Origin of the sequence: Undibacterium parvum (genome assembly GCF_003955735.1) — a bacterium.
Classification (GTDB): domain Bacteria; phylum Pseudomonadota; class Gammaproteobacteria; order Burkholderiales; family Burkholderiaceae_D; genus Undibacterium; species Undibacterium parvum.
This window is the reverse complement of sequence record NZ_CP034464.1, coordinates 236056-255675: the sequence shown is the minus strand read 5'-3', so window position 1 is coordinate 255675 and position 19620 is coordinate 236056. Positions and strand designations below refer to the sequence as shown.

At 47.8% G+C, this 19620-nt stretch carries 17 protein-coding genes and 5 tRNA genes; 16 read left to right on the top strand and 6 right to left on the bottom strand.

Annotation, left to right across the window (positions count from 1 at the left end):
• Positions 1-35 precede the first annotated feature (35 nt).
• The 15 genes from lepA to EJN92_RS01080 all read left to right on the top strand — a co-directional run bounded on the left by lepA (position 36) and on the right by EJN92_RS01080 (position 10329).
• On the top strand, positions 36-1829 hold the full coding sequence (lepA, locus tag EJN92_RS01150) for a translation elongation factor 4 (protein WP_126126155.1): 1794 nt from the start codon (positions 36-38) through the stop codon (positions 1827-1829).
• Positions 1826-2737, top strand: coding sequence for a signal peptidase I (lepB, locus tag EJN92_RS01145; protein WP_126126154.1), 912 nt, complete (start codon positions 1826-1828; stop codon positions 2735-2737). Before lepA ends, lepB begins: the two co-directional genes overlap by 4 nt.
• A 14-nt stretch (positions 2738-2751) precedes the next feature.
• Entirely contained in the window at positions 2752-3147 is a 396-nt protein-coding gene (locus EJN92_RS01140; RefSeq protein WP_126126153.1) for a DUF4845 domain-containing protein, read from the top strand.
• A gap of 10 nt (positions 3148-3157) precedes the next feature.
• Positions 3158-4030 carry a ribonuclease III gene (gene rnc, locus EJN92_RS01135; RefSeq protein ID WP_126126152.1) on the top strand — a complete coding sequence of 291 codons (873 nt, stop codon included), beginning with the start codon at positions 3158-3160 and terminating at the stop codon, positions 4028-4030.
• Complete coding sequence (gene era / locus EJN92_RS01130; RefSeq protein ID WP_126126151.1) at positions 4027-4929, top strand: GTPase Era; 903 nt, start codon at positions 4027-4029, stop codon at positions 4927-4929. The genes rnc and era overlap by 4 nt, the downstream gene beginning before the upstream one ends.
• Positions 4930-4940: 11 nt before the next feature.
• Positions 4941-5783 carry a DNA repair protein RecO gene (recO, locus tag EJN92_RS01125; RefSeq protein ID WP_126129694.1) on the top strand — a complete coding sequence of 281 codons (843 nt, stop codon included), beginning with the start codon at positions 4941-4943 and terminating at the stop codon, positions 5781-5783.
• Positions 5780-6538, top strand: a complete 759-nt coding sequence (pdxJ, locus tag EJN92_RS01120; RefSeq protein WP_126126150.1) for a pyridoxine 5'-phosphate synthase — start codon at positions 5780-5782, stop codon at positions 6536-6538. The genes recO and pdxJ overlap by 4 nt, the downstream gene beginning before the upstream one ends.
• Positions 6535-6936 carry a holo-ACP synthase gene (gene acpS, locus EJN92_RS01115; RefSeq protein WP_126126149.1) on the top strand — a complete coding sequence of 134 codons (402 nt, stop codon included), beginning with the start codon at positions 6535-6537 and terminating at the stop codon, positions 6934-6936. The genes pdxJ and acpS overlap by 4 nt, the downstream gene beginning before the upstream one ends.
• A 1-nt stretch (position 6937) precedes the next feature.
• The gene (gene uvrC, locus EJN92_RS01110; RefSeq protein ID WP_126126148.1) at positions 6938-8857 is read left to right on the top strand and encodes an excinuclease ABC subunit UvrC; all 1920 of its coding nucleotides are present in this window, start codon (positions 6938-6940) and stop codon (positions 8855-8857) included.
• Positions 8858-9037: 180 nt separating this feature from the next.
• Positions 9038-9622, top strand: coding sequence for a CDP-diacylglycerol--glycerol-3-phosphate 3-phosphatidyltransferase (gene pgsA / locus EJN92_RS01105; RefSeq protein WP_126126147.1), 585 nt, complete (start codon positions 9038-9040; stop codon positions 9620-9622).
• 69 nt (positions 9623-9691) lie between these two features.
• Positions 9692-9767, top strand: a tRNA-Gly gene (locus tag EJN92_RS01100).
• A 59-nt stretch (positions 9768-9826) separates the two neighbouring features.
• A tRNA-Gly gene (locus EJN92_RS01095) sits at positions 9827-9902 on the top strand.
• A gap of 59 nt (positions 9903-9961) precedes the next feature.
• Positions 9962-10037 (top strand) — tRNA-Gly (locus EJN92_RS01090).
• A gap of 59 nt (positions 10038-10096) precedes the next feature.
• Positions 10097-10172 (top strand) — tRNA-Gly (locus EJN92_RS01085).
• 83 nt (positions 10173-10255) lie between these two features.
• Positions 10256-10329 (top strand) — tRNA-Cys (locus tag EJN92_RS01080).
• A gap of 110 nt (positions 10330-10439) precedes the next feature.
• Here the strand turns inward: EJN92_RS01080 and EJN92_RS01075 are convergent.
• From EJN92_RS01075 to folD, 6 genes are all read right to left on the bottom strand, one after another.
• A complete protein-coding gene (locus EJN92_RS01075; RefSeq protein ID WP_126126146.1) occupies positions 10440-11744 on the bottom strand; it encodes a D-amino acid dehydrogenase in 1305 nt (434 codons plus the stop codon).
• Positions 11745-11861: 117 nt separating this feature from the next.
• Positions 11862-12218 carry a hypothetical protein gene (locus tag EJN92_RS01070; RefSeq protein WP_126126145.1) on the bottom strand — a complete coding sequence of 119 codons (357 nt, stop codon included), beginning with the start codon at positions 12216-12218 and terminating at the stop codon, positions 11862-11864.
• Positions 12215-12634: a DNA polymerase III subunit chi gene (locus EJN92_RS01065; RefSeq protein WP_126126144.1), complete on the bottom strand. Its 420-nt coding sequence runs from the start codon at positions 12632-12634 to the stop codon at positions 12215-12217. Before EJN92_RS01065 ends, EJN92_RS01070 begins: the two co-directional genes overlap by 4 nt.
• 14 nt (positions 12635-12648) lie before the next feature.
• The gene (locus tag EJN92_RS01060) at positions 12649-13254 is read right to left on the bottom strand and encodes a glutaredoxin family protein (protein WP_126126143.1); all 606 of its coding nucleotides are present in this window, start codon (positions 13252-13254) and stop codon (positions 12649-12651) included.
• 82 nt (positions 13255-13336) lie between these two features.
• Positions 13337-15409: a M3 family metallopeptidase gene (locus EJN92_RS01055; RefSeq protein WP_126126142.1), complete on the bottom strand. Its 2073-nt coding sequence runs from the start codon at positions 15407-15409 to the stop codon at positions 13337-13339.
• A gap of 1 nt (position 15410) precedes the next feature.
• The gene (gene folD, locus EJN92_RS01050; protein WP_126126141.1) at positions 15411-16256 is read right to left on the bottom strand and encodes a bifunctional methylenetetrahydrofolate dehydrogenase/methenyltetrahydrofolate cyclohydrolase FolD; all 846 of its coding nucleotides are present in this window, start codon (positions 16254-16256) and stop codon (positions 15411-15413) included.
• A 590-nt stretch (positions 16257-16846) separates the two neighbouring features.
• Here folD and aceE point away from each other — a divergent pair.
• The gene (aceE, locus tag EJN92_RS01045; RefSeq protein ID WP_126126140.1) at positions 16847-19543 is read left to right on the top strand and encodes a pyruvate dehydrogenase (acetyl-transferring), homodimeric type; all 2697 of its coding nucleotides are present in this window, start codon (positions 16847-16849) and stop codon (positions 19541-19543) included.
• The last annotated feature ends 77 nt before the right edge of the window (positions 19544-19620 follow it).

Genomic DNA, 19620 nt, shown 5'->3' with positions numbered 1-19620 from the left:
GGCGCTTTTTTTGTAATCGGCTTTTTGTCTCCCTAATGAATAACATTCGTAACTTCTCCATTATTGCTCATATCGACCACGGAAAATCGACCTTGGCTGATCGTATTATTCAGCTGTGCGGAGGCTTGTCCGATCGCGAAATGGAAGCGCAAGTTCTTGACTCCATGGATATTGAACGCGAACGTGGTATCACGATCAAAGCACAAACCGCTGCCTTAAGCTATAAAGCTAGAGACGGACAGATATACAATTTGAATTTGATCGATACACCGGGTCATGTCGATTTTAGCTACGAGGTTAGTCGATCTCTTTCTGCTTGTGAAGGTGCCTTGTTGGTTGTTGATGCATCGCAAGGGGTTGAGGCTCAAACTGTTGCTAATTGCTATACAGCGATAGAGCTCGGCGTAGAAGTCGTACCAGTGTTAAATAAAATTGACCTTCCCTCCGCTGATCCTGATAATGCCATTCGGGAAATTGAAGAGGTGATCGGAATTGATGCTAGCGAGGCAGTTCATTGTTCCGCTAAAACGGGACTCGGAGTGCAAGACGTTCTTGAATCCTTAATCGTTAAAGTTCCGCCTCCACAAGGTGATCCCGATGCGCCACTTCAAGCACTAATTGTTGACTCTTGGTTTGATAATTATGTCGGTGTAGTGATGTTGGTGCGCATTATGAATGGGATATTACGGCCTAAAGAGAAGATTTTGTTTATGGCGACTGAGGCCCAGCACCTAGTTGAAAGTGTGGGGGTATTCACACCAAAGTCTTTATCTAGAACGGCTTTGTCTGCCGGTCAGGTTGGATTTATTATCGCTGGTATTAAAGAATTAAAATCTGCCAAGGTTGGTGATACGATAACGCATGCGGCTAGGCCTGCAGCTGAGTCTTTACCTGGATTTAAAGAAGTCCAGCCTCAGGTTTTTGCAGGACTGTTTCCTGTTGAGGCAAATCAGTATGACGCTTTGCGTGATTCGCTTGAAAAACTGAAGCTCAACGACGCAGCTTTGATGTACGAGCCAGAAGTGTCTCAAGCTTTGGGTTTCGGTTTTCGCTGTGGATTCCTCGGATTGTTGCATATGGAAATCGTGCAAGAGCGTCTCGAGCGCGAATTTGATATGGATTTGATTACAACGGCTCCAACTGTTGTGTATGAAGTGGTTATGGCTGATCGTAGTATTTTATTGGTCGATAATCCATCTAAGATGCCTGAACCATCGAAAATAGAAGAGATTCGTGAGCCTATAGTTACTGTTAATTTATACATGCCACAGGAGTATGTCGGTTCAGTAATCACCTTGTGCACTTCTAAGCGAGGTGTGCAACTGGATATGAATTATCACGGTAGGCAAGTTAAATTGACCTATGAAATGCCGATGGCAGAAATCGTTTTGGATTTCTTTGATAAACTTAAGTCAACTTCGCGTGGATATGCGTCTATGGACTATGAGTTTAAAGAGTATCGATCCGCGGATGTCGTTAAGGTTGATATGTTGATAAATAGCGAAAAAGTAGATGCTTTGGCTATTATCGTACATAGATCGAATAGTAATTATCGAGGCCGGGCGGTTGCCGCAAAAATGCGTGAGCTTATCCCTAGGCAGATGTTTGATGTGGCAATTCAAGCGGCGATCGGTGCAAATATTATCTCGCGCGAAAACGTGAAGGCCTTGCGTAAAAATGTTTTGGCGAAATGTTATGGCGGCGATATCAGTCGTAAACGCAAGTTACTCGAAAAGCAAAAGGCAGGTAAGAAACGCATGAAGCAAGTTGGTTCCGTTGAGATACCACAGGAGGCATTTTTGGCAATTTTACAAGTGGACGATAAATGAGTTTTCAATCAATTCTAGGCAATTTTGCTTTAATCCTTTTTATACTTACCTTCGTAACTGGGATAATTTGGTTTTTAGATGTGTTTATTTTGGCAAAGAAACGTCGAATTAACGCAGATAAGGCTCTGGCAGACTTTGATATACGTAATCAGAAATTGACCAGCGAAGGAATTCGTCTGCAAGAAGGCGGGCGAATTGAATTGGAGTCCCGCTTATTGAAACAGCCAGCTTGGATAGAGTATTCAGGGAGTTTTTTTCCTGTGATTGCGATGGTGTTTTTTTTACGCTCCTTCCTTTACGAACCTTTCAAAATACCGTCTAGTTCTATGTTGCCAACGTTGTATGTTGGTGATTTGATTTTGGTAAATAAGTTTACTTATGGAATACGTTTGCCAGTTATTAATAAAAAAGTGCTGTCTTTAAATGACCCGCAGCGTGGCGATGTCATGGTCTTTAAGTATCCTGAAAATCCAAGTTTGGACTATATTAAACGTGTGGTAGGCGTTCCTGGTGATAAGGTGGTCTATAAAAATAAGCGCTTATCAGTCAATGGACGGGATATCGCCTATGAGACACTGCCCGATTTTCTAGATGAGGAGCACCTTAATTACTCAAATCAATATACTGAAAATTTAACAGGGGTGAAGCACCGGATATTAAATGATGTGCAACGACCGCCTTTTGTCAGTGATCCGCATTCGTTTCCAAATCGTGAACTGTGTTCTTACGATGATTCAGGGTTTAGCTGTACGGTGCCTAAAGATCAGTATTTTATGATGGGCGATAATCGTGACAATAGCCTAGATAGCCGATACTGGGGATTTGTGCCAGATCAAAATATTGTTGGAAAAGCTTTTTTTATTTGGATGAACTTTGCTAGCCCGAAGCGTATCGGTGGCTTTGAATAATTAAGGAAATATATATGAAAAATCTTGGAAATTACTCTTTAAAGCAACAGCAAGGAATTTCATTGGTCGGTCTGATATTGACCTTAGGTGTTTTAGTTTTTGCTGCCATGCTGGCGACAAAGGTTGCTCCTACTGTCATCGAATATTCTTCCATTAAGAAGGCGATAGTCTCTTCTAAACAGGCCGGTAAAACGGTAAGGGACATTCAAACAGCATTTGATAAGCAAGCTGAAGTTGGTTACTTTGATGCTGTCAAAGGGAAAGATTTGACGATAGTAAAAAACGGTGAGGATATGGAAGTTAGTTTCGCTTATTCAAAAAAAATACCCTTGTTTGGCCCCGCAAGTCTGTTGATGGAGTACGAAGGTACTACTGCTAAAAGTGGCACTGCCGCTAAGATGAAGGAATAAGTAGGCATGTATGAATGAGCAATTATTGCAAAAAAGGCTAGGGCATCAATTTGCGAATTCCGCTTTGTTGCAGCAGGCCTTGACGCATCGCAGTCATAGCGTTTTACATAATGAACGCTTGGAGTTTCTTGGCGACTCAATTTTAAATTGCGTAATCGCTTCTTTGTTATTTGATAGTTTTGCAAGTATTGATGAGGGGGATCTCTCTCGGGTTCGTGCTAATTTGGTCAAACAACAGTCCTTGTACGAAGTGGCGCAAAGAATAGAATTGTCACAATTTTTGCGTTTGGGCGAGGGCGAGTTGAAATCCGGTGGTTTTCGGCGTCCATCAATCTTAGCCGATACTCTGGAGGCTTTATTTGGCGCTATCTACCTCGATGCTGGTTTTGATGCGGCGAAGGAAGTAATTAAGGCCTTGTATTCTTCAGTTTTGGTGACGATAGATCCGAATACTTTAGGCAAGGACGCTAAGACTCTATTGCAAGAGTTTTTACAAAGTAAAAAAATCGCTCTGCCTCAGTACAACGTTGTCGCTACTCATGGCGCAGCGCATAATCAAGAATTTGAGATCGAATGTCTGGTTCCCAAATTGGAAATCCAAGTGTTTGGCGCTGGCGGTAGTCGCCGTGCGGGCGAGCAGGCAGCTGCCAAACTAGCGCTGGAGACCGCACTGTCGATACTTTCAAAGACCCCTGCCGCTAGAAAAAAAAGTAAGCCAAGAACTTCTCAGTTGAAACTGGCGGGGATTGCTACCATACAGGCGGATAGTCGCATAGACAACGACAGCGAAGCACTCGATTCAAAACCGGCTCAGGGTGTTTTTAATGGCATAAATAATCCTGACGTCGCAACACAACATAACTTAGATCCGAAAACAGTATGACTGATACCTTTGATAATTCTGAATTCCGATGTGGTTACATTGCCATTGTTGGTCGTCCTAATGTTGGTAAATCCACGCTGATGAATGCGCTAATTGGTGCAAAGGTGAGTATTACCTCACGCAAGGCGCAGACTACTCGGCATCGCATCACAGGCATACAGACCAAAGACAATGCTCAGTATATTTACGTGGATACACCAGGATTTCAAACCAGACACTCGAATCCTTTAAATCGCACCTTAAATCGTACAGTGACGAATACATTGACAGCTTCTGATGTCATTTTGTTTATTATTGAAGCGGGAACTTTTGGCGCGGCTGATCAACAGGTAATCGATTTGTTGCCCAAAAATGTACCTTGTATTTTGGTGATTAATAAGTCCGATCGCGTTAAAGATAAGGCGGTGATGATGCCCTTTGCGCAAAAAATTATGGCCTTGTTTCCTTTTGCTGCGGTGGTGCCAGTTTCTGCTACCTTGGGATTTCAATTGGAAAATCTGGAAGGCGAGACAAAAAAATATTTGCCTCTGAATGCTCCAGTTTTCGGCGAAGACGATATTACTGATCGTAGCGAAAAATTTCTCGCAACGGAGATCGTACGTGAGAAGCTATTTCGTTTTGTCGGTGATGAATTGCCTTATACCAGCACAGTGTTGCTAGAGAAATTTGAGCAAGAAGGTAACTTGCGACGTATTTTTATTGCGATCTTGGTCGAGCGCGATGGGCATAAATCAATGGTGATCGGGAATAAAGGCGCTCGCCTCAAAGACATCTCGACACAGTCTCGTCAAGACATGGAAAAATTGTTTGGCGGTCCCGTGTATCTTGAAATTTGGATTAAGGTTAAATCCGGCTGGGCGGATAACGAAGCTGGTTTGCGTGCGTACGGCTACGAATAAAACGACTCATGATGGAGGCGCTAATACGTCCCGATTTTGAGGTTTTGGCTGAAGGTGAGGCGCAAGGTGCCAAGTCGCCTATCATCCCGCCATCTCGGCCTATTAATACCGCAAAGCCGCGTGAGAAACGAATTCTGCAAAAAGATATTCGTTGTTTGCATCAGCCTGGCTTTGTGCTCCATTCTTATCCGTATAAAGAGACTAGTCTTATTCTCGACGTGTTTAGTCGCGACTACGGCCGCGTTGCTTTGGTCGCGAAAGGCGCTAAGCGCCCACACTCACAGTTACGTAATGTTTTACAGAGCTTTCAGCCCTTGAATCTAGGTTGGAGTGGAAAGTCTGAAATACGTACTTTGATCTCTGCCGAGTGGGTAGGGGGCATGCTCCCATTAGAAAAATCCGGACTCTTGTGCGGATTTTATCTGAATGAATTGTTGTTGAAGTTCCTCCTAAAAGACGCACCGCACGCCCTATTATTTAATCATTATGTATCGACATTAAGTCAACTTGCGCACAACGAGCCAGCGCAAATAGTGCTGAGGAAGTTTGAGTTGGCTTTGTTGACAGAATCTGGCTTAATCGGCGATCTATCCGTTTGTACTTTGTCGAAGAGTAGACTGATTGCAGATCAGTATTATGTACTTGAGCCAGAAAACGGTGCGCGTCCGGCTAGGGCAAGCGATAATATCCCTCGGGTACTCGGAAAAACGCTGCTCGATATGTGCAATGAGAATTACTCTGATACGACTACTCAGTTGCAAAGCAAAATATTGATGCGATTTTTACTCACGCATCATTTACATGGTATCCCCTTAAATACTAGACAAATTCTGATAGATTTGCAGAGGCTATGAATATTCACAACCAAACACAATTAATTGATCTCGGCATCAATATTGATCATGTCGCCACTTTGCGCAATGCGCGTGGGACGGCTTACCCCGATCCTTTGCAAGCAGCGCGCATCGCCGAGGAGGCTGGCGCTGATTGCATTACTTTGCACATGCGTGAGGACCGCCGTCATATTAAAGATGAGGATGTGAGACGCCTTCGTCCTCTAATACTGACTAGGATGAATCTAGAGGCGGCAGTGACCGCTGAAATGATAGATTTCGCTTGCAGTATTAAGCCACAAGATGTTTGCCTGGTTCCCGAGCGTCGCGATGAGGTGACTACTGAAGGCGGGCTTGATGTTGTTAAGTATTTTTCGAGAGTGGAATCTGCGGTCAGGCAGTTGCAGGCAGAGGGGATACGCGTGAGTCTGTTCATTGATGCCGACGAACAGCAGATGCAGGCATCCAAAGAAGTTGGTGCGACGGTTGTCGAAATTCATACCGGCCGATATGCCGATGCACTTGACCCAATGGCGCAAGCGAAAGAGTTGGAGCGAGTACATTCAGGTGTACTTGAAGCAGTCAAAAGAGGTTTAAAAGTGAATGCCGGACATGGTCTGCATTATACGAATGTACAGGCAATCGCGGCTATTCCCGCAATATCCGAGTTAAATATTGGCCATGCGATTGTTGCGCACGCACTTTTTGTCGGCTGGAGTAAGGCTGTTAGCGACATGAAGGCTATCATGGTGCAGGCAAGGTTAAGTGCCAAATGATCTTTGGCGTTGGTACTGATATCGTTCAGATTTCCCGCATAGATGCCGCCTTGTTGCGTAGTGGTGAACGATTTGCTGAGAAGATACTCGGCTCCGATGAAATTCTTATTTATCGTGCACGTAAGGCAAAGTCTAGCGTTCTCGGGCTGAGATTTTTGGCCAGCCGCTTTGCAGCAAAAGAGGCTTTTTCTAAAGCTTTAGGATTGGGGATGCGTGCGCCTATGAGTTGGCAGGCGGTTCAAGTTTTGAATGAGGCTGACGGTCGTCCGAGTGCCAAACTTAGCAGTCAACTAGGCGATTGGATGGGCGAACGCAAGCTGAGTGCGCAATTGTCCTTGTCGGATGAGGTCGAGTATGCGCTGGCATTCGTTGTTATTGATCGTTTGAATTCGGATTGATATGTCTGACGCTAGAGTTGATTTAAACGCTGATACACAAAACGACGAGGCGCGGTTACAGTTGCTCGAGACGGTCGCAAAATTACCCAACTTACCCGGTGTTTATCGATATTTCGACGCGCAGGATCATGTCTTATACGTGGGTAAAGCGCGGGATTTAAAAAAACGTGTTTCCAGCTACTTTCAAAAAACTTTGAGCAGTCCCCGTATCGCGATGATGGTTGGTAAAATTTCGCGCTTGGAGACCACGGTCACGCGTAGCGAAGCAGAAGCCCTGATTTTAGAGAATACTTTAATCAAAACTTTACGACCTCGCTACAATATTCTATTCCGTGATGATAAGTCCTATCCCTACCTAAAAATCACCAACGAGCAATCGCCACGAATGACGTATTATCGTGGGGCAATCGATAAGAAACATCAATACTTTGGCCCTTTTCCTTCAGCCTGGGCGGTCAAAGAATCCATGCAGCTTTTGCAGAAAATTTTCCTTTTGCGTAGTTGTGAAGATAGTGTGTTTGCGAATCGTACTCGCCCTTGTTTACTCCATCAAATTCAAAGATGCAGCGCGCCCTGTGTCGATTTTATTACGCATGAAGACTATCTGGTCGATGTCGACAACGCTGCCAAATTTTTGCGCGGGCGGCAGTCAGAAGTAATGCAGAATTTAGAATCCAAAATGCTCGGTTTTGCGGAGCAACTTAAGTTCGAACAAGCAGCTTTAGTACGCAATCAAATGTCGGCACTCTCCAAAATATTGCATCAGCAAAGCATGGAAACCACCGGCGATAGTGATATTGATGTGATTGCCGTGATCGTCGAGGGGGGGCGCGCTTGCGTGAATCTTGCTATGGTTCGCGGTGGTCGACATTTGGGGGATCGGGCTTATTTTCCTAGTCAGGTGGCTGAGGTAGAGGCAATGAGCGATGAGTCTATCGACGTGGCGGTATTAACTGCTTTTTTAGCGCAACATTATGCGGATCAGTTCATCCCTTCCCAATTGATCTTGAATATAGAATTCGATGCACCGGATTTGATGCTCGCTTTGATGGCGCAATGCGGACATAAAATTCATTGTTCGTTTCAGCCGCAGGAGCAGCGCCGTGCTTGGTTGGAGATGGCCGTTAAGGGGGCTCAACTGTCATTGGCACGGATGTTGTCTGAGCAAGGCTCGCAACAATCGAGAACGCGTTCTTTATGCCTCGCTTTGGAATTGGAAGTCGACGACATTGATCAACTGCGCATAGAGTGTTTTGATATTAGTCACACCCAGGGTGAGGCGACTCAAGCCTCCTGTGTGGTGTTTCATCATCATGCCATGCAAAATTCCGAGTATCGACGATTCAATATTAAGGATATTACGCCTGGCGATGACTATGCGGCGATGCGCCAGGTCATCCATAGACGATATGAAAAAATGAGCGTGACAAGACCGCTTGATGCGGGCGGGGATGCCGACATGGCGTCGATACCCGTGATGCCAGATGTAGTTTTAATCGATGGTGGTAAAGGACAGGTTGAGGTAGCGCGTCAGGTGTTTGAGGAACTCGGTCTCGACGTCAGTTTAATTGTCGGTGTATGTAAAGGGGAGGGGCGCAGAGTTGGTTTGGAGACCTTGGTGTTTGTTGATGGCCGCGCTGCTAAAGAGTTGGGCAAAGAGTCCGCAGCCTTAATGTTGATTGCGCAAATCAGGGATGAGGCCCATCGCTTCGCGATTACTGGTATGCGTGCCAAGCGGGCCAAGGCCAGGCAGACTTCTCAGCTCGAAGAGATCGAGGGCGTGGGCCCTAAGCGCAGGCAGCGCTTATTGGTTCGCTTTGGTGGTTTAAAAGGTGTGGCGGATGCTAGTATCGAGGACTTAATCGCGGTGGAAGGCATCTCGCGTGTGCTTGCAGAAGAAATATATAAGCGCTTGCGATAATATCTGCAGAGATCGCTTTCGATAGTCGCGATACATCAGTAAAATTGCTACACTTAGTTGATAGCATCAATTTTAATAAAACCTAGTTTTTAGCTGCCTCGCTTGTTCTCTTGCTTGAATGATCTGGTTTGAAGAGTACGCCAGGATTTAATATCACGATACAATTTCTGCGACAAAAAAATGCCGTTTAATTTTCCCATTTTGCTTACTTGGTTGCGGGTTGCCTTGATTCCTTTGGTGATGGGAGTGTTCTACTTGCCCAAATCCTGGTTAGGCTCCATCGATCCAGGTGCCGCATCGACCGCTGTTTTTATCATCGCTGCGGTCACTGATTGGTTTGACGGCTTTTTGGCGCGTCGCTGGAATCAGACTTCCGCGTTTGGTGCCTTTCTTGACCCTGTCGCCGATAAATTAATGGTGGCCGGTGCCTTGCTGGTTTTAATGGAGTTCCGTCAAGTCGAATATATCGCGATCATTGCTTTTATTATTATTGGCCGTGAAATCACAATATCGGCCTTGCGTGAATGGATGGCGCAAATAGGCGCTTCAAAATCGGTGGCGGTAAGTTCTATCGGTAAAATTAAAACCACTGCGCAGATGGTTGCTATCCCTATGCTGTTATATGATAAGGTCTTGTTCGGCGTGATAAACACGCACTTGTGGGGGCAGTTTTTGTTGTGGATAGCGGCGGCGCTGACTTTATGGTCTATGTTTTATTATCTGCGCAAAGCCTGGCCTTTGATTAAAGCAAATGCAGAGCAGTAGGCGGTATCTACCTAGGCAAAAGTCTTGACAGAAAAGCTGGGTGCTATATAATGTGGGGCTGTTGTTCATGCGGGAGTAGCTCAGTTGGTAGAGCGCAACCTTGCCAAGGTTGAGGTCGAGAGTTCGAGCCTCTTCTCCCGCTCCAGATTTTGTTGTAATGGTTTTTGTAGTGCTCGAAAAGTTTTAGCAGTTTAAGTAATACATGCGGGAGTAGCTCAGTTGGTAGAGCGCAACCTTGCCAAGGTTGAGGTCGAGAGTTCGAGCCTCTTCTCCCGCTCCAGATTTTGTTGTAATGGTTTTTGTAGTGCTCGAAAAGTTTAGGCAGTTTAAGTTGTACATGCGGGAGTAGCTCAGTTGGTAGAGCGCAACCTTGCCAAGGTTGAGGTCGAGAGTTCGAGCCTCTTCTCCCGCTCCAGTTTTTGTTGTAATGGTTTTTGTAGTGCTCGAAAAGTTTTAGCAATTTAAGTAATACATGCGGGAGTAGCTCAGTTGGTAGAGCGCAACCTTGCCAAGGTTGAGGTCGAGAGTTCGAGCCTCTTCTCCCGCTCCAGTTTTTAAGAATAGATTTAAATTTCTTCTATTCTCTAGTTGCACCGCTTTTTTATTATCAATGTTAATAAAAAACGCACCCCTGGCGGGGTAGCAAAGTGGTTATGCAGCGGCCTGCAAAGCCGTTTACGCCGGTTCGATCCCGACCCCCGCCTCCAGTTTCTCAATCACTAAAAATCCTATACGCAATTTTCAATTTGAATAGATTGTGTAGCACATGCCTCTGCCTTGCATGTCCTTGGTGCCTATCCGGCTATATTTACTCACCCTATTCGACTTGAATTTGGTTGCCACCTTTGACAGGTGTTAATCCATTAAAATTAAAAGCAACTGTAGGCATGCGTCCACCTATAATTTCTGCGATCGCGCGTCCCGAACCTGCGCCCATAGTCCAGCCTAGGCTGCCGTGGCCGACATTGAGGTAGAGATTTTGAAACTTGGTTTTTCCGATATACGGACGATTGGATGGCGTTAATGGCCTTAGTCCCGCCCAATAGCTAGGATTCTCGTAATCGCAAGCATCAGGGAATAGCTCACGAGTGCGGCGAGTAATTGCTGCGCAGCGTGCGTTATTGAGTTCGCGTGAATAGCCATTGATCTCGCAAGTCCCAGCCACGCGCAGGCGCTGGCCCAGGCGCGATAACACTAGTTTATAGCCATCATCCGTGAGAGAGATCGTGGGAGCCAGATCTGGCGCGATGATAGGGTAGGTCGCCGAATATCCTTTGCCAGGATAAATCAATAATTTTATGCCTAGCGGGCGCAGTAATTGTGGCGCAAAGCTGGCGATGGCGATCACGTAGGCATCCGCACGTAAGACCTGGTGCTGACCGCGTTCATCGATAACTTCTACCCCTGTAATTTCTGCGTTAGCGCCACTGCCTGCTGTTAGTAGGCGCGTGACGCTGGTATTGAATTGAAAATCCACCCCTGCCGCGCTGGCTTGTTGCGCTAGTCCACAGGTGAATTTGTGCGCATCGCCAGACTCGTCTGTTTCCGTGTAATCGCCACCGACTATCTTGTGTCGGATGCCAGATAAAGCCGGTTCTTTTTTTACCACCTCATCAGCAGTTATCGTATTGCGAGGGCAGCCCAATTCGCGCATTAATTTTGCGGCATGCAAAGAGCGATCGAACTCTTGTTGGTCGGTGTAGAAATGCAAAATTCCTTTGCTTAAATTGTCGTAACTGAGTCGGGTTTCGCTGCGCAGCGCGATTAAAGTTAGTCGGCTGTATTCCGACAGCGCCAGGATCTGGCGAATATTCTCGTCGCTACGTTTGCGGCTACATTCTCGTAAAAAACTCAAGCCCCATAACCATTGCTGTAGCTCAGCGCGAGGCCGAAATAGTAAGGGCGCGTCGTCTTTCCCCAGGTATTTTAAGAGTTTAAAAGGCGCATGAGGATTAGCCCAGGGCTCGGCGTGCGATACCGCAATTTGCCCGCCATTGGCAAAACTGGTTTCTTGTGCGACGCCTGGTTGTCGCTCGATCACACAAACATCGTGGCCGGATTTATTTAAAAACCATGCGGAGGATGTGCCTATGATGCCCGCGCCCAAGACTAGGATCTTCATTGGTGTAACTGCCTATGCGCTGCGGCTAAGCGCAGAGCTTGCCCTAGGGATTTGAGGTGGGTGTGCAAAGCGGTGGCGAGGGATGGGCTTATTAGCAAAAACAATTAAATATGTGATTTATTTGGATATTTTTGCTTTGGTAATTTCTTGCGTCACTGCGCGGGTAATCACTTCTTCCATGGTTTTGTGTAGACCTGAGCGTATTTCCAGTGCCAGGCTCTCGACCGCGGTTTGTAAGACATCGGCCAGGCTATCTCTGACTCTGTGCTCGAGCACAAAATCAATCCGTCCCAAGACTTGGCGCAAGACGTTTTCACGTATGGTTTGCTCTAAAGTCTGCCATTGTTCTTCACTGATCGCTGCTTGGCTGCGAGATGTCTGGCTGCTGGCATCCTCAATTTGAAAATGAGGCTCTAGACTGGGGTAAATGACTTCGGTGAGGACGGGGATGCTGGTATCGATTTGATTGTTCATGTTGATTTTGCGACGCTTGGCGTCATGCCTTGCTGTTGATAGTTGCGGTAACGCTCGCGCCCGGAAATAGTGTCTTGCTGCTCGCTGGAGATGATTTCTATCAGGCGCGCAAAGCGTTCGAAATTTTGTGGGATGCTTTGCGTCAGATTGATGAGTAACTCATGATGCGGGAAGTCTGCGCTAGCATCGGCAGTTAATATGATCGCAGTCTGGCGCGCCAGGGAGTCGCCAGACATCACATGCGGCAAAAAATCGCTTTCTGAGAAGTTCCAAAGTGCCTCATCTAGTTTGCTCAGTCGCACTTGATCGTCGTCAAATACCACCACTTTACAGTTGGCGGCATGGGCTTTTCTGATGAGGCGGCAGGTGTAGCTAATTTTGTCGGCTACATTGCTGTGAAAATCGATTCTAGTCATGATTTACGCGTGGCTTAGAAGCGGATGCCAGTGTCGGATTCTGATTTGCGATTTGATTCTGGGGGCGCTTTCTCCGGAGTGTTCTTAGTTTTCGGCGTGGGTGCTGGTGCGGCCGATTCCGCCGCTGGATAGCGATATTCTTTAGGCAGTTTACTCGTGTCTGGGTAGCCAGCACTGCTCAAGGCGGTGCGCCATTCTGAGCTATTAAATCCGCGAAATTTACTGTTTTTAATTACCAGCAATGGCAATTGTGTGTCGCCCCCGGCTTGCTTTAATTTGGCAATGTCATCGTTAGATGAAACTGTTTTTTCTGAAAACGGTATGCCTTGTTGTTTGAGTAGTGCGCGCCCCTCATTGCAGGGTGTGCAGGTTTCTGAGGTGTACAGCGTGACCGGGTTTTGCGCAACCGCTGCCGCCAATTCTGCTGGAAATGGAACGCTAATATTATCTATGCTCAGGTTTTTTCTCTCAACTTGTTTCGCATTGGCCGGTGGCGGTACATCGCTGTAAGTAATTTTGCCATCCGCTCCTACCCATTTGTAAAGTTCGGCGTGGGCGTTGCCCGCTAACAGACAGCTCAATAACAGGCAACTGGCGTTGAATAAAGTGTGTGGTTTCATGGTCAAAATCTCCTTGGAACAAATAGTGCATGATAGTGCATGATTTATCGATTGAACTGTATGTCAATTTGTAAGCGCGCCTTCAATTGCTCATGCCGCTATGGCGTAACAGCGCATCTATGCTAGGGGCGCGACCACGAAATGCACGGAAAGAAGCGATCGCCGGGCGTGAACCACCCACTTCTAATACTTCGTCCTGGAATTTTTTACCAGCACTGCGTGAGAGGGTGCTGCCTTCGATTTTAGCCGCTTCTTCAAACGCGCCATAGGCGTCGGCTGATAAGACTTCGGCCCACTTATAACTGAAGTAGCCCGCCGCATAGCCGCCGGCGAAGATGTGGCCGAAAGAGTGTTGAAAGCGATTAAATTCAGGCGGATTAAATACCGACACTTGTTCTCTGACGGTATTGAGTATGTCTTGCACTAAATGTGCTCCACCTGGATGGGCATCATTATGCAAGCGCAGATCAAACAGAGAAAATTCTACCTGGCGTAACGTCTGCATGCCGGATTGAAAATTTTTCGCGGCGATCATTTTGTCGAATAGGGCGCGCGGTAAAGCTGCACCGGTATCGGCATGCGCCGTCATATGTTGCAAGACATCCCACTCCCAACAGAAATTTTCCATAAATTGTGAAGGCAGTTCGACCGCATCCCACTCGACACCAGAGATCCCGGAGACAGACAAGTCTTCCACCTTGGTCAGCAAGTGGTGCAGGCCGTGGCCGAATTCGTGGAATAGGGTAATCACTTCATCATGCGTGAATAGGGCGGGCTTCTTGATGCCGTCTACGCTGACCGGTTCGCTGAAATTACAGGTCAGATATGCCACCGGTGTTTGTATGCCGTTTGAAGTGCGACGACGACCGCGGGCATCATCCATCCAGGCGCCACCGCGTTTGCCATCGCGCGCATACAGGTCGAGATAGAACTGGCCGATCAACTGGCCGTCTTTTTCCAGCCTGTAAAACTTCACGTCAGGGTGCCAACAAGCTGCGCTATCCAATTTAATATCAACTGCAAACAGAGTCTGGATTACGCGGAACAAACCATCTACCACTTTGTGTTCCGGGAAATAGAGTTTCACTTCCTGCTCAGAAAAGGCGTAACGTTGTTCGCGCAATTTTTCTGAGGCGTAGGTGGTATCCCAGGCTTGCAAATCATCGATGCCCAGATTGTCACGTGCAAAGCTGCGCAGTTCGGCCAGATCTTTTTCTGCAAAAGAGCGTCCACGCTGAGCTAAATCAAGTAAGAATTCACTCACTTGCGCTGGTGTTTCCGCCATCTTTGCCACCAGTGACACTTCAGCGTAGTTTTTATAGCCGAGTAACACCGCTTCTTCTTTGCGTAGCTCGAGTAATTCGTTGATGATGCTGGTGTTGTCCCACTCTGGTTTGGCACCTAGTTCCGAGGCTTTGGTAGCGTTGGCTCGATAGATACTTTCACGCAAAGCGCGGTTTTCGGCGTACTGTAAAACTGGGAAATAAGAGGGGAAATGCAGGGTAAATTTATAACCTGGTTTTTCATCTTTTTCTGCCGCATTTTTTGCCGCCTGCAAGACGTCTTCCGGTAAGCCTGCTAGCTCGCTCACATCTTCTACGAATAAACCGTAAGCGTTGGTGGCATCGAGTACGTTTTCAGAAAACTTGGTCGACAAGGCGGCATGTTTTTCTTGAATCTCGGCATAGCGTTGTTTTTTATCATCGGCCAGTTCGGCACCGCTCAGACGGAAATCGCGTATCGCATTGTTGATGATGGTTTGTCTGGCTGGCGACAACTGGTCAAAATTGCCAGCGGCCCGCAATGCCTTGTATTTATCGAACAGTGCCAGGTTTTGGCCTAGCTCGGTCCAGAACTCGGTGATGACGGGTTGATTCTCGTTGTAGACGGCGCGTAATTCAGGCGTATCAACCACAGCATTGAGATGTCCGATGATGCTCCAGACGCGTCCTAGGTGTTCGGTCGCGTCTTCTAATGGCTGAACAAAATTCTCCCAGCTTACCGGCTCTGTACTTTGTTCCAGTTGCGCCACTACTGCGCGATTTTGTTCCAGTAGCAGCTCAATGGCGGGTGTGACGTGTTCTGGCCGTATCGCGTCAAAACGCGGCAAATAACTAAAGTCGAGTAGTGGAGAGGGAGAATTTGCTAGTGTCATATTAGGTTCTTTCAGCTGCTTCAATCGTATTAACCAAGAGCATGGTAATTGTCATCGGGCCCACACCGCCAGGTACTGGTGTGATATAGCCAGCGACTTCCTTGACGTTGGCGAAGTCAACGTCGCCACAGAGTTTTCCTTCATCGTCGCGGTTCATGCCTACATCAAGTACCACTGCGCCTGGTTTTACCATGTCCGCGGTGACGATGTTGCGTTTGCCGGTGGCGACCACGAGAATATCTGCGTTACGCGTGTGGTAGCCCAGATCACGCGTCTTAGAATTGCAGATGGTGACGGTAGCGCCCGCTTGCAAGAGCAACATGGCCTGCGGCTTACCAACGATGTTCGATGCGCCGACCACGACTGCATTGGCACCACGTACCGGATAGTTGATTGATTCCAGCATTTTCATCACGCCATAGGGCGTGCAAGGGCGAAACAGCGGCTGACCTGTCATCAGGAGGCCGGCGTTACTGATATGAAAACCGTCCACATCCTTGTCGGCGGCGATCGCTTCGATAACCTTATTGGCGTCGATGTGCGCAGGTAAAGGCAATTGCACCAGGATGCCATTGATTTTTGGGTCCTGGTTGAGTCTGTCTATATGTGCCAGCAGTGCCGCTTCGCTGAGCTCGGCCTCATATTTTTCTAACACTGAATAAAAACCACAGTCTTCGCAAGCCTTAACCTTGTTGCGTACATACACTTGCGAGGCCGGATTTTCACCGACCAAGATCACCGCCAGGCCTGGTTGTTTGCCCTGTGCGCTCAGTGCCGCGGCGCGTTGCGTCACGTCGGCACGAATTTGTTGGGAAAGTTGGGTTCCGCTGATGATGTGGGCTGTCATGATGGGCTTTAGTGTAGATGTGTAAAGAAGAGTGCAAATTAGTTCAGACTGAGATTATAAGGGATGCATACAGGATGAGGGCGTTCAGTGATGCTGAAAAGACTTGATTAAGTGTGCTTTGTGATGGTTTTTGCGCAAGCTGTGCTGCGTGCGATGAGGTGGTTTTTTTAAAAAATTCAAAATGCGTTGCGCAATATCCATGCGCCTTGCAAGCCATTTATGCTCGGGAAGGCGCATGGATATTGCGCATAGCCCCAAAAAAATAGCGCATTTAGGTGAAAAGACTGGGAAGCGCTTGTGTAAATACTACTTATATCGTTTTTTTGTTTTATGTCCGCGTGCTGCCGAATGCGCTGCAAGTCACAGGAGAACGCTAGGTAAATATTTTTGCACTGCAGCACAAATACCACAATATGAAATCACGAACCGCCATTTGAAAAATTGAAAAACTCCTGTTAGAATACCCACACTAATACAATGATGTGCAATTTGTACTCGGTTTGCCCGCAGTTTTGAGATTCTATTTTGTTGTCGTTACGTCCATAGCGCACTCCCAATAAGCGCACCCACTAGGAAAGAGGAGATTCTTTATGTCACCCCAGATAGACCAAGTTTTGGCGCAAGCCATCAATGATCCTGATGTCATCGAAACCAATGAATGGTTGTCGGCCTTAGAGTCCGTGATCGACAATGAAGGCCCTGAGCGCGCGCATTACCTGATGGAGCGTATGGTAGATCTGGCGCGTCGCCGTGGTTCGCATATCCCTTTTTCCAGCAATACCGCCTATGTCAATACGATACCGGCCGATGTCGGTGCGCATTGCCCGGGCAATCTCGAGATTGAAGAAAAACTGCGCTCCATGATGCGCTGGAATGCGATGGCGATGGTGGTTAAGGCGAATCGTCTGGATGGCGATCTGGGTGGTCATCTGTCTAGTTTTGCCTCGCTGGCGAATATGTTGGGCATCGGTTTCAATCACTTCTGGCATGCGCCTACCGAAGACCATGGCGGCGATTTGCTGTACATCCAGGGCCATTCTTCACCGGGCGTGTATGCGCGTGCTTTCCTGGAAGGCCGTCTGACCGAAGAGCAATTGCTGCATTTCCGCCGTGAAGTCGATGGCAAGGGTTTATCTTCCTACCCGCATCCGAAATTGATGCCAGACTTTTGGCAGTTCCCTACCGTGTCTATGGGCTTGGGCCCTTTGATGTCTATCTACCAGGCGCGTTTCCTGAAATACCTGCATGCGCGTGGCATTGCCGATACAGCCAATCGTAAGGTTTGGGCCTTTTGTGGCGACGGCGAGATGGATGAGCCTGAATCGATGGGCGCAATCGGTATGGCAGGCCGCGAACAACTCGATAACCTGATCATCGTGGTCAACTGCAATCTACAGCGTCTGGATGGTCCGGTGCGTGGTAATGGCAAGATCATTCAAGAGTTGGAATCCGATTTCCGTGGTGCTGGCTGGAATGTGGTTAAAGTCATTTGGGGCGAGGGCTGGGATGCCTTGCTGGCCAAGGACAAAGACGGCATCTTGCAAAAAGTCATGATGGAAACCGTGGATGGCGAATACCAGAATTACAAAGCCAAAGATGGTGCCTATGTACGCAGCCATTTCTTTGGCAAACACCCTAAATTATTAGAGATGGTCGCGCAAATGTCGGATGACGATATCTGGCGTCTGACCCGCGGTGGCCATGATCCGCACAAGATTTACGCAGCCTTTAAAGTGGCGCAAGAGCACAAAGGTCAACCGACAGTCTTGCTGGTGAAGAGCGTTAAAGGTTTTGGTTTCGGTAAATCTGGTGAGGCGCGCAATACCGCCCACAATACCAAAAAACTTGATGACGAAGCGATTAAGGCTTTGCGTGATCGCTTCCAGTTGCCGATTTCGGATGCCGAGTTGCCCGCGATTCCTTTCTTCAAACCATCTGATGACACACCAGAGATGAAGTATCTGCAAGAGCGCCGTGCTGCGCTCGGTGGTTACTTGCCGCAACGCCGCCAAAAAGCCGATGAAGTACTGGTGGTGCCAGAATTGACTGCGTTCCAGGCGATGCTCGAGCCAACCGCCGAAGGTCGTGAAATTTCGACTACCGCAGCTTATGTGCGTGTCTTGACCGCCTTATTGCGTGATTCCAGCCTGGGTCAGCGTATCGTGCCTATCATGGTCGACGAGTCGCGCACCTTTGGTATGGAAGGTCTGTTCCGTCAGATCGGTATCTTTAGTCAAGTCGGGCAATTGTATGAGCCTGTCGATAAAGATCAGGTGATGTACTACCGCGAAGATAAGGCCGGCCAGATTCTACAAGAAGGTATCAATGAAGCCGGCGGTATGAGTTCATGGATCGCTGCCGCGACTTCTTACTCGACCAATAACCGCGTGATGATTCCGTTTTACACCTACTACTCTATGTTCGGTTTGCAGCGCGTCGGCGATTTAGCTTGGGCGGCTGGCGACATGCGTTCACGCGGTTTCCTGATGGCCGGTACCGCAGGCCGTACGACCTTAAATGGTGAAGGTCTGCAACATGAAGATGGTCATAGCCACGTCTTGGCCTCGACCATCCCTAACTGCGTGCCTTACGATCCTACGTTTGCGCACGAAGTAGCGGTCATCATCCATGATGGTCTGCGCCGCATGGTCAGCAATCAGGAAGATGTGTTTTATTACATCACCATCATGAACGAAAATTACAGCCATCCTGGCCTGAAAGCCGGCCAGGAAGACGGCATCATCAAGGGGCTGTATCAGTTGCAAAAATCGCCTGAGACGACCAAGCACCGCGTACAACTGATGGGTTCGGGCACGATCTTGCGTGAAGTGATCGCAGCCTCTGATCTGCTGTTTGCTGACTGGGGTATTGCCGCTGACGTCTGGTCGGCACCATCGTTTACCTTGCTGGCACGTGATGGCCAAGACGCAGAGCGCTGGAATATGTTGCATCCAACCGACGATGCACGTCTGCCTTACATCACCGACTGCCTGAAAGATACTCAGGGTCCTATCGTGGTCTCTACCGATTACATGCGTACTTTTGCCGAGCAGGTGCGTGCCTTTATTCCTAAGGGCCGCAGCTACAAGGTCTTGGGTACCGATGGTTTTGGTCGCTCCGATTCTCGTGCTAAATTGCGTGAGTTCTTTGAAGTGAATCGCTATTTTGTCGTGATCGCTGCCTTGAAATCGCTGGCCGACGAAGGTGCGATTTCTGCATCGGTAGTGGCGCAGGCGATTGCCAAGTACGGCATCGATGCTGAAAAAGCCAATCCAGTGTCGGTGTAAAAATATGCGTAGGGTGGGCACCGATCTTGTGCCCACGCGGTTGATTTAGGCATGGTGGGCAAAAAATGCCCACCCTA

Bases quoted from the DNA above. Each gene is read 5' to 3' on its own strand.
- lepA (WP_126126155.1), top strand. From the start codon at position 36: ATGAATAACATTCGTAACTTCTCCATTATTGCTCATATCGACCACGGA.
- lepB (WP_126126154.1), top strand. From the start codon at position 1,826: ATGAGTTTTCAATCAATTCTAGGCAATTTTGCTTTAATCCTTTTTATA.
- EJN92_RS01140 (WP_126126153.1), top strand. From the start codon at position 2,752: ATGAAAAATCTTGGAAATTACTCTTTAAAGCAACAGCAAGGAATTTCA.
- rnc (WP_126126152.1), top strand. From the start codon at position 3,158: ATGAATGAGCAATTATTGCAAAAAAGGCTAGGGCATCAATTTGCGAAT.
- era (WP_126126151.1), top strand. From the start codon at position 4,027: ATGACTGATACCTTTGATAATTCTGAATTCCGATGTGGTTACATTGCC.
- recO (WP_126129694.1), top strand. From the start codon at position 4,941: ATGGAGGCGCTAATACGTCCCGATTTTGAGGTTTTGGCTGAAGGTGAG.
- pdxJ (WP_126126150.1), top strand. From the start codon at position 5,780: ATGAATATTCACAACCAAACACAATTAATTGATCTCGGCATCAATATT.
- acpS (WP_126126149.1), top strand. From the start codon at position 6,535: ATGATCTTTGGCGTTGGTACTGATATCGTTCAGATTTCCCGCATAGAT.
- uvrC (WP_126126148.1), top strand. From the start codon at position 6,938: ATGTCTGACGCTAGAGTTGATTTAAACGCTGATACACAAAACGACGAG.
- pgsA (WP_126126147.1), top strand. From the start codon at position 9,038: ATGCCGTTTAATTTTCCCATTTTGCTTACTTGGTTGCGGGTTGCCTTG.
- EJN92_RS01075 (WP_126126146.1), bottom strand. From the start codon at position 11,744: ATGAAGATCCTAGTCTTGGGCGCGGGCATCATAGGCACATCCTCCGCA.
- EJN92_RS01070 (WP_126126145.1), bottom strand. From the start codon at position 12,218: ATGAACAATCAAATCGATACCAGCATCCCCGTCCTCACCGAAGTCATT.
- EJN92_RS01065 (WP_126126144.1), bottom strand. From the start codon at position 12,634: ATGACTAGAATCGATTTTCACAGCAATGTAGCCGACAAAATTAGCTAC.
- EJN92_RS01060 (WP_126126143.1), bottom strand. From the start codon at position 13,254: ATGAAACCACACACTTTATTCAACGCCAGTTGCCTGTTATTGAGCTGT.
- EJN92_RS01055 (WP_126126142.1), bottom strand. From the start codon at position 15,409: ATGACACTAGCAAATTCTCCCTCTCCACTACTCGACTTTAGTTATTTG.
- folD (WP_126126141.1), bottom strand. From the start codon at position 16,256: ATGACAGCCCACATCATCAGCGGAACCCAACTTTCCCAACAAATTCGT.
- aceE (WP_126126140.1), top strand. From the start codon at position 16,847: ATGTCACCCCAGATAGACCAAGTTTTGGCGCAAGCCATCAATGATCCT.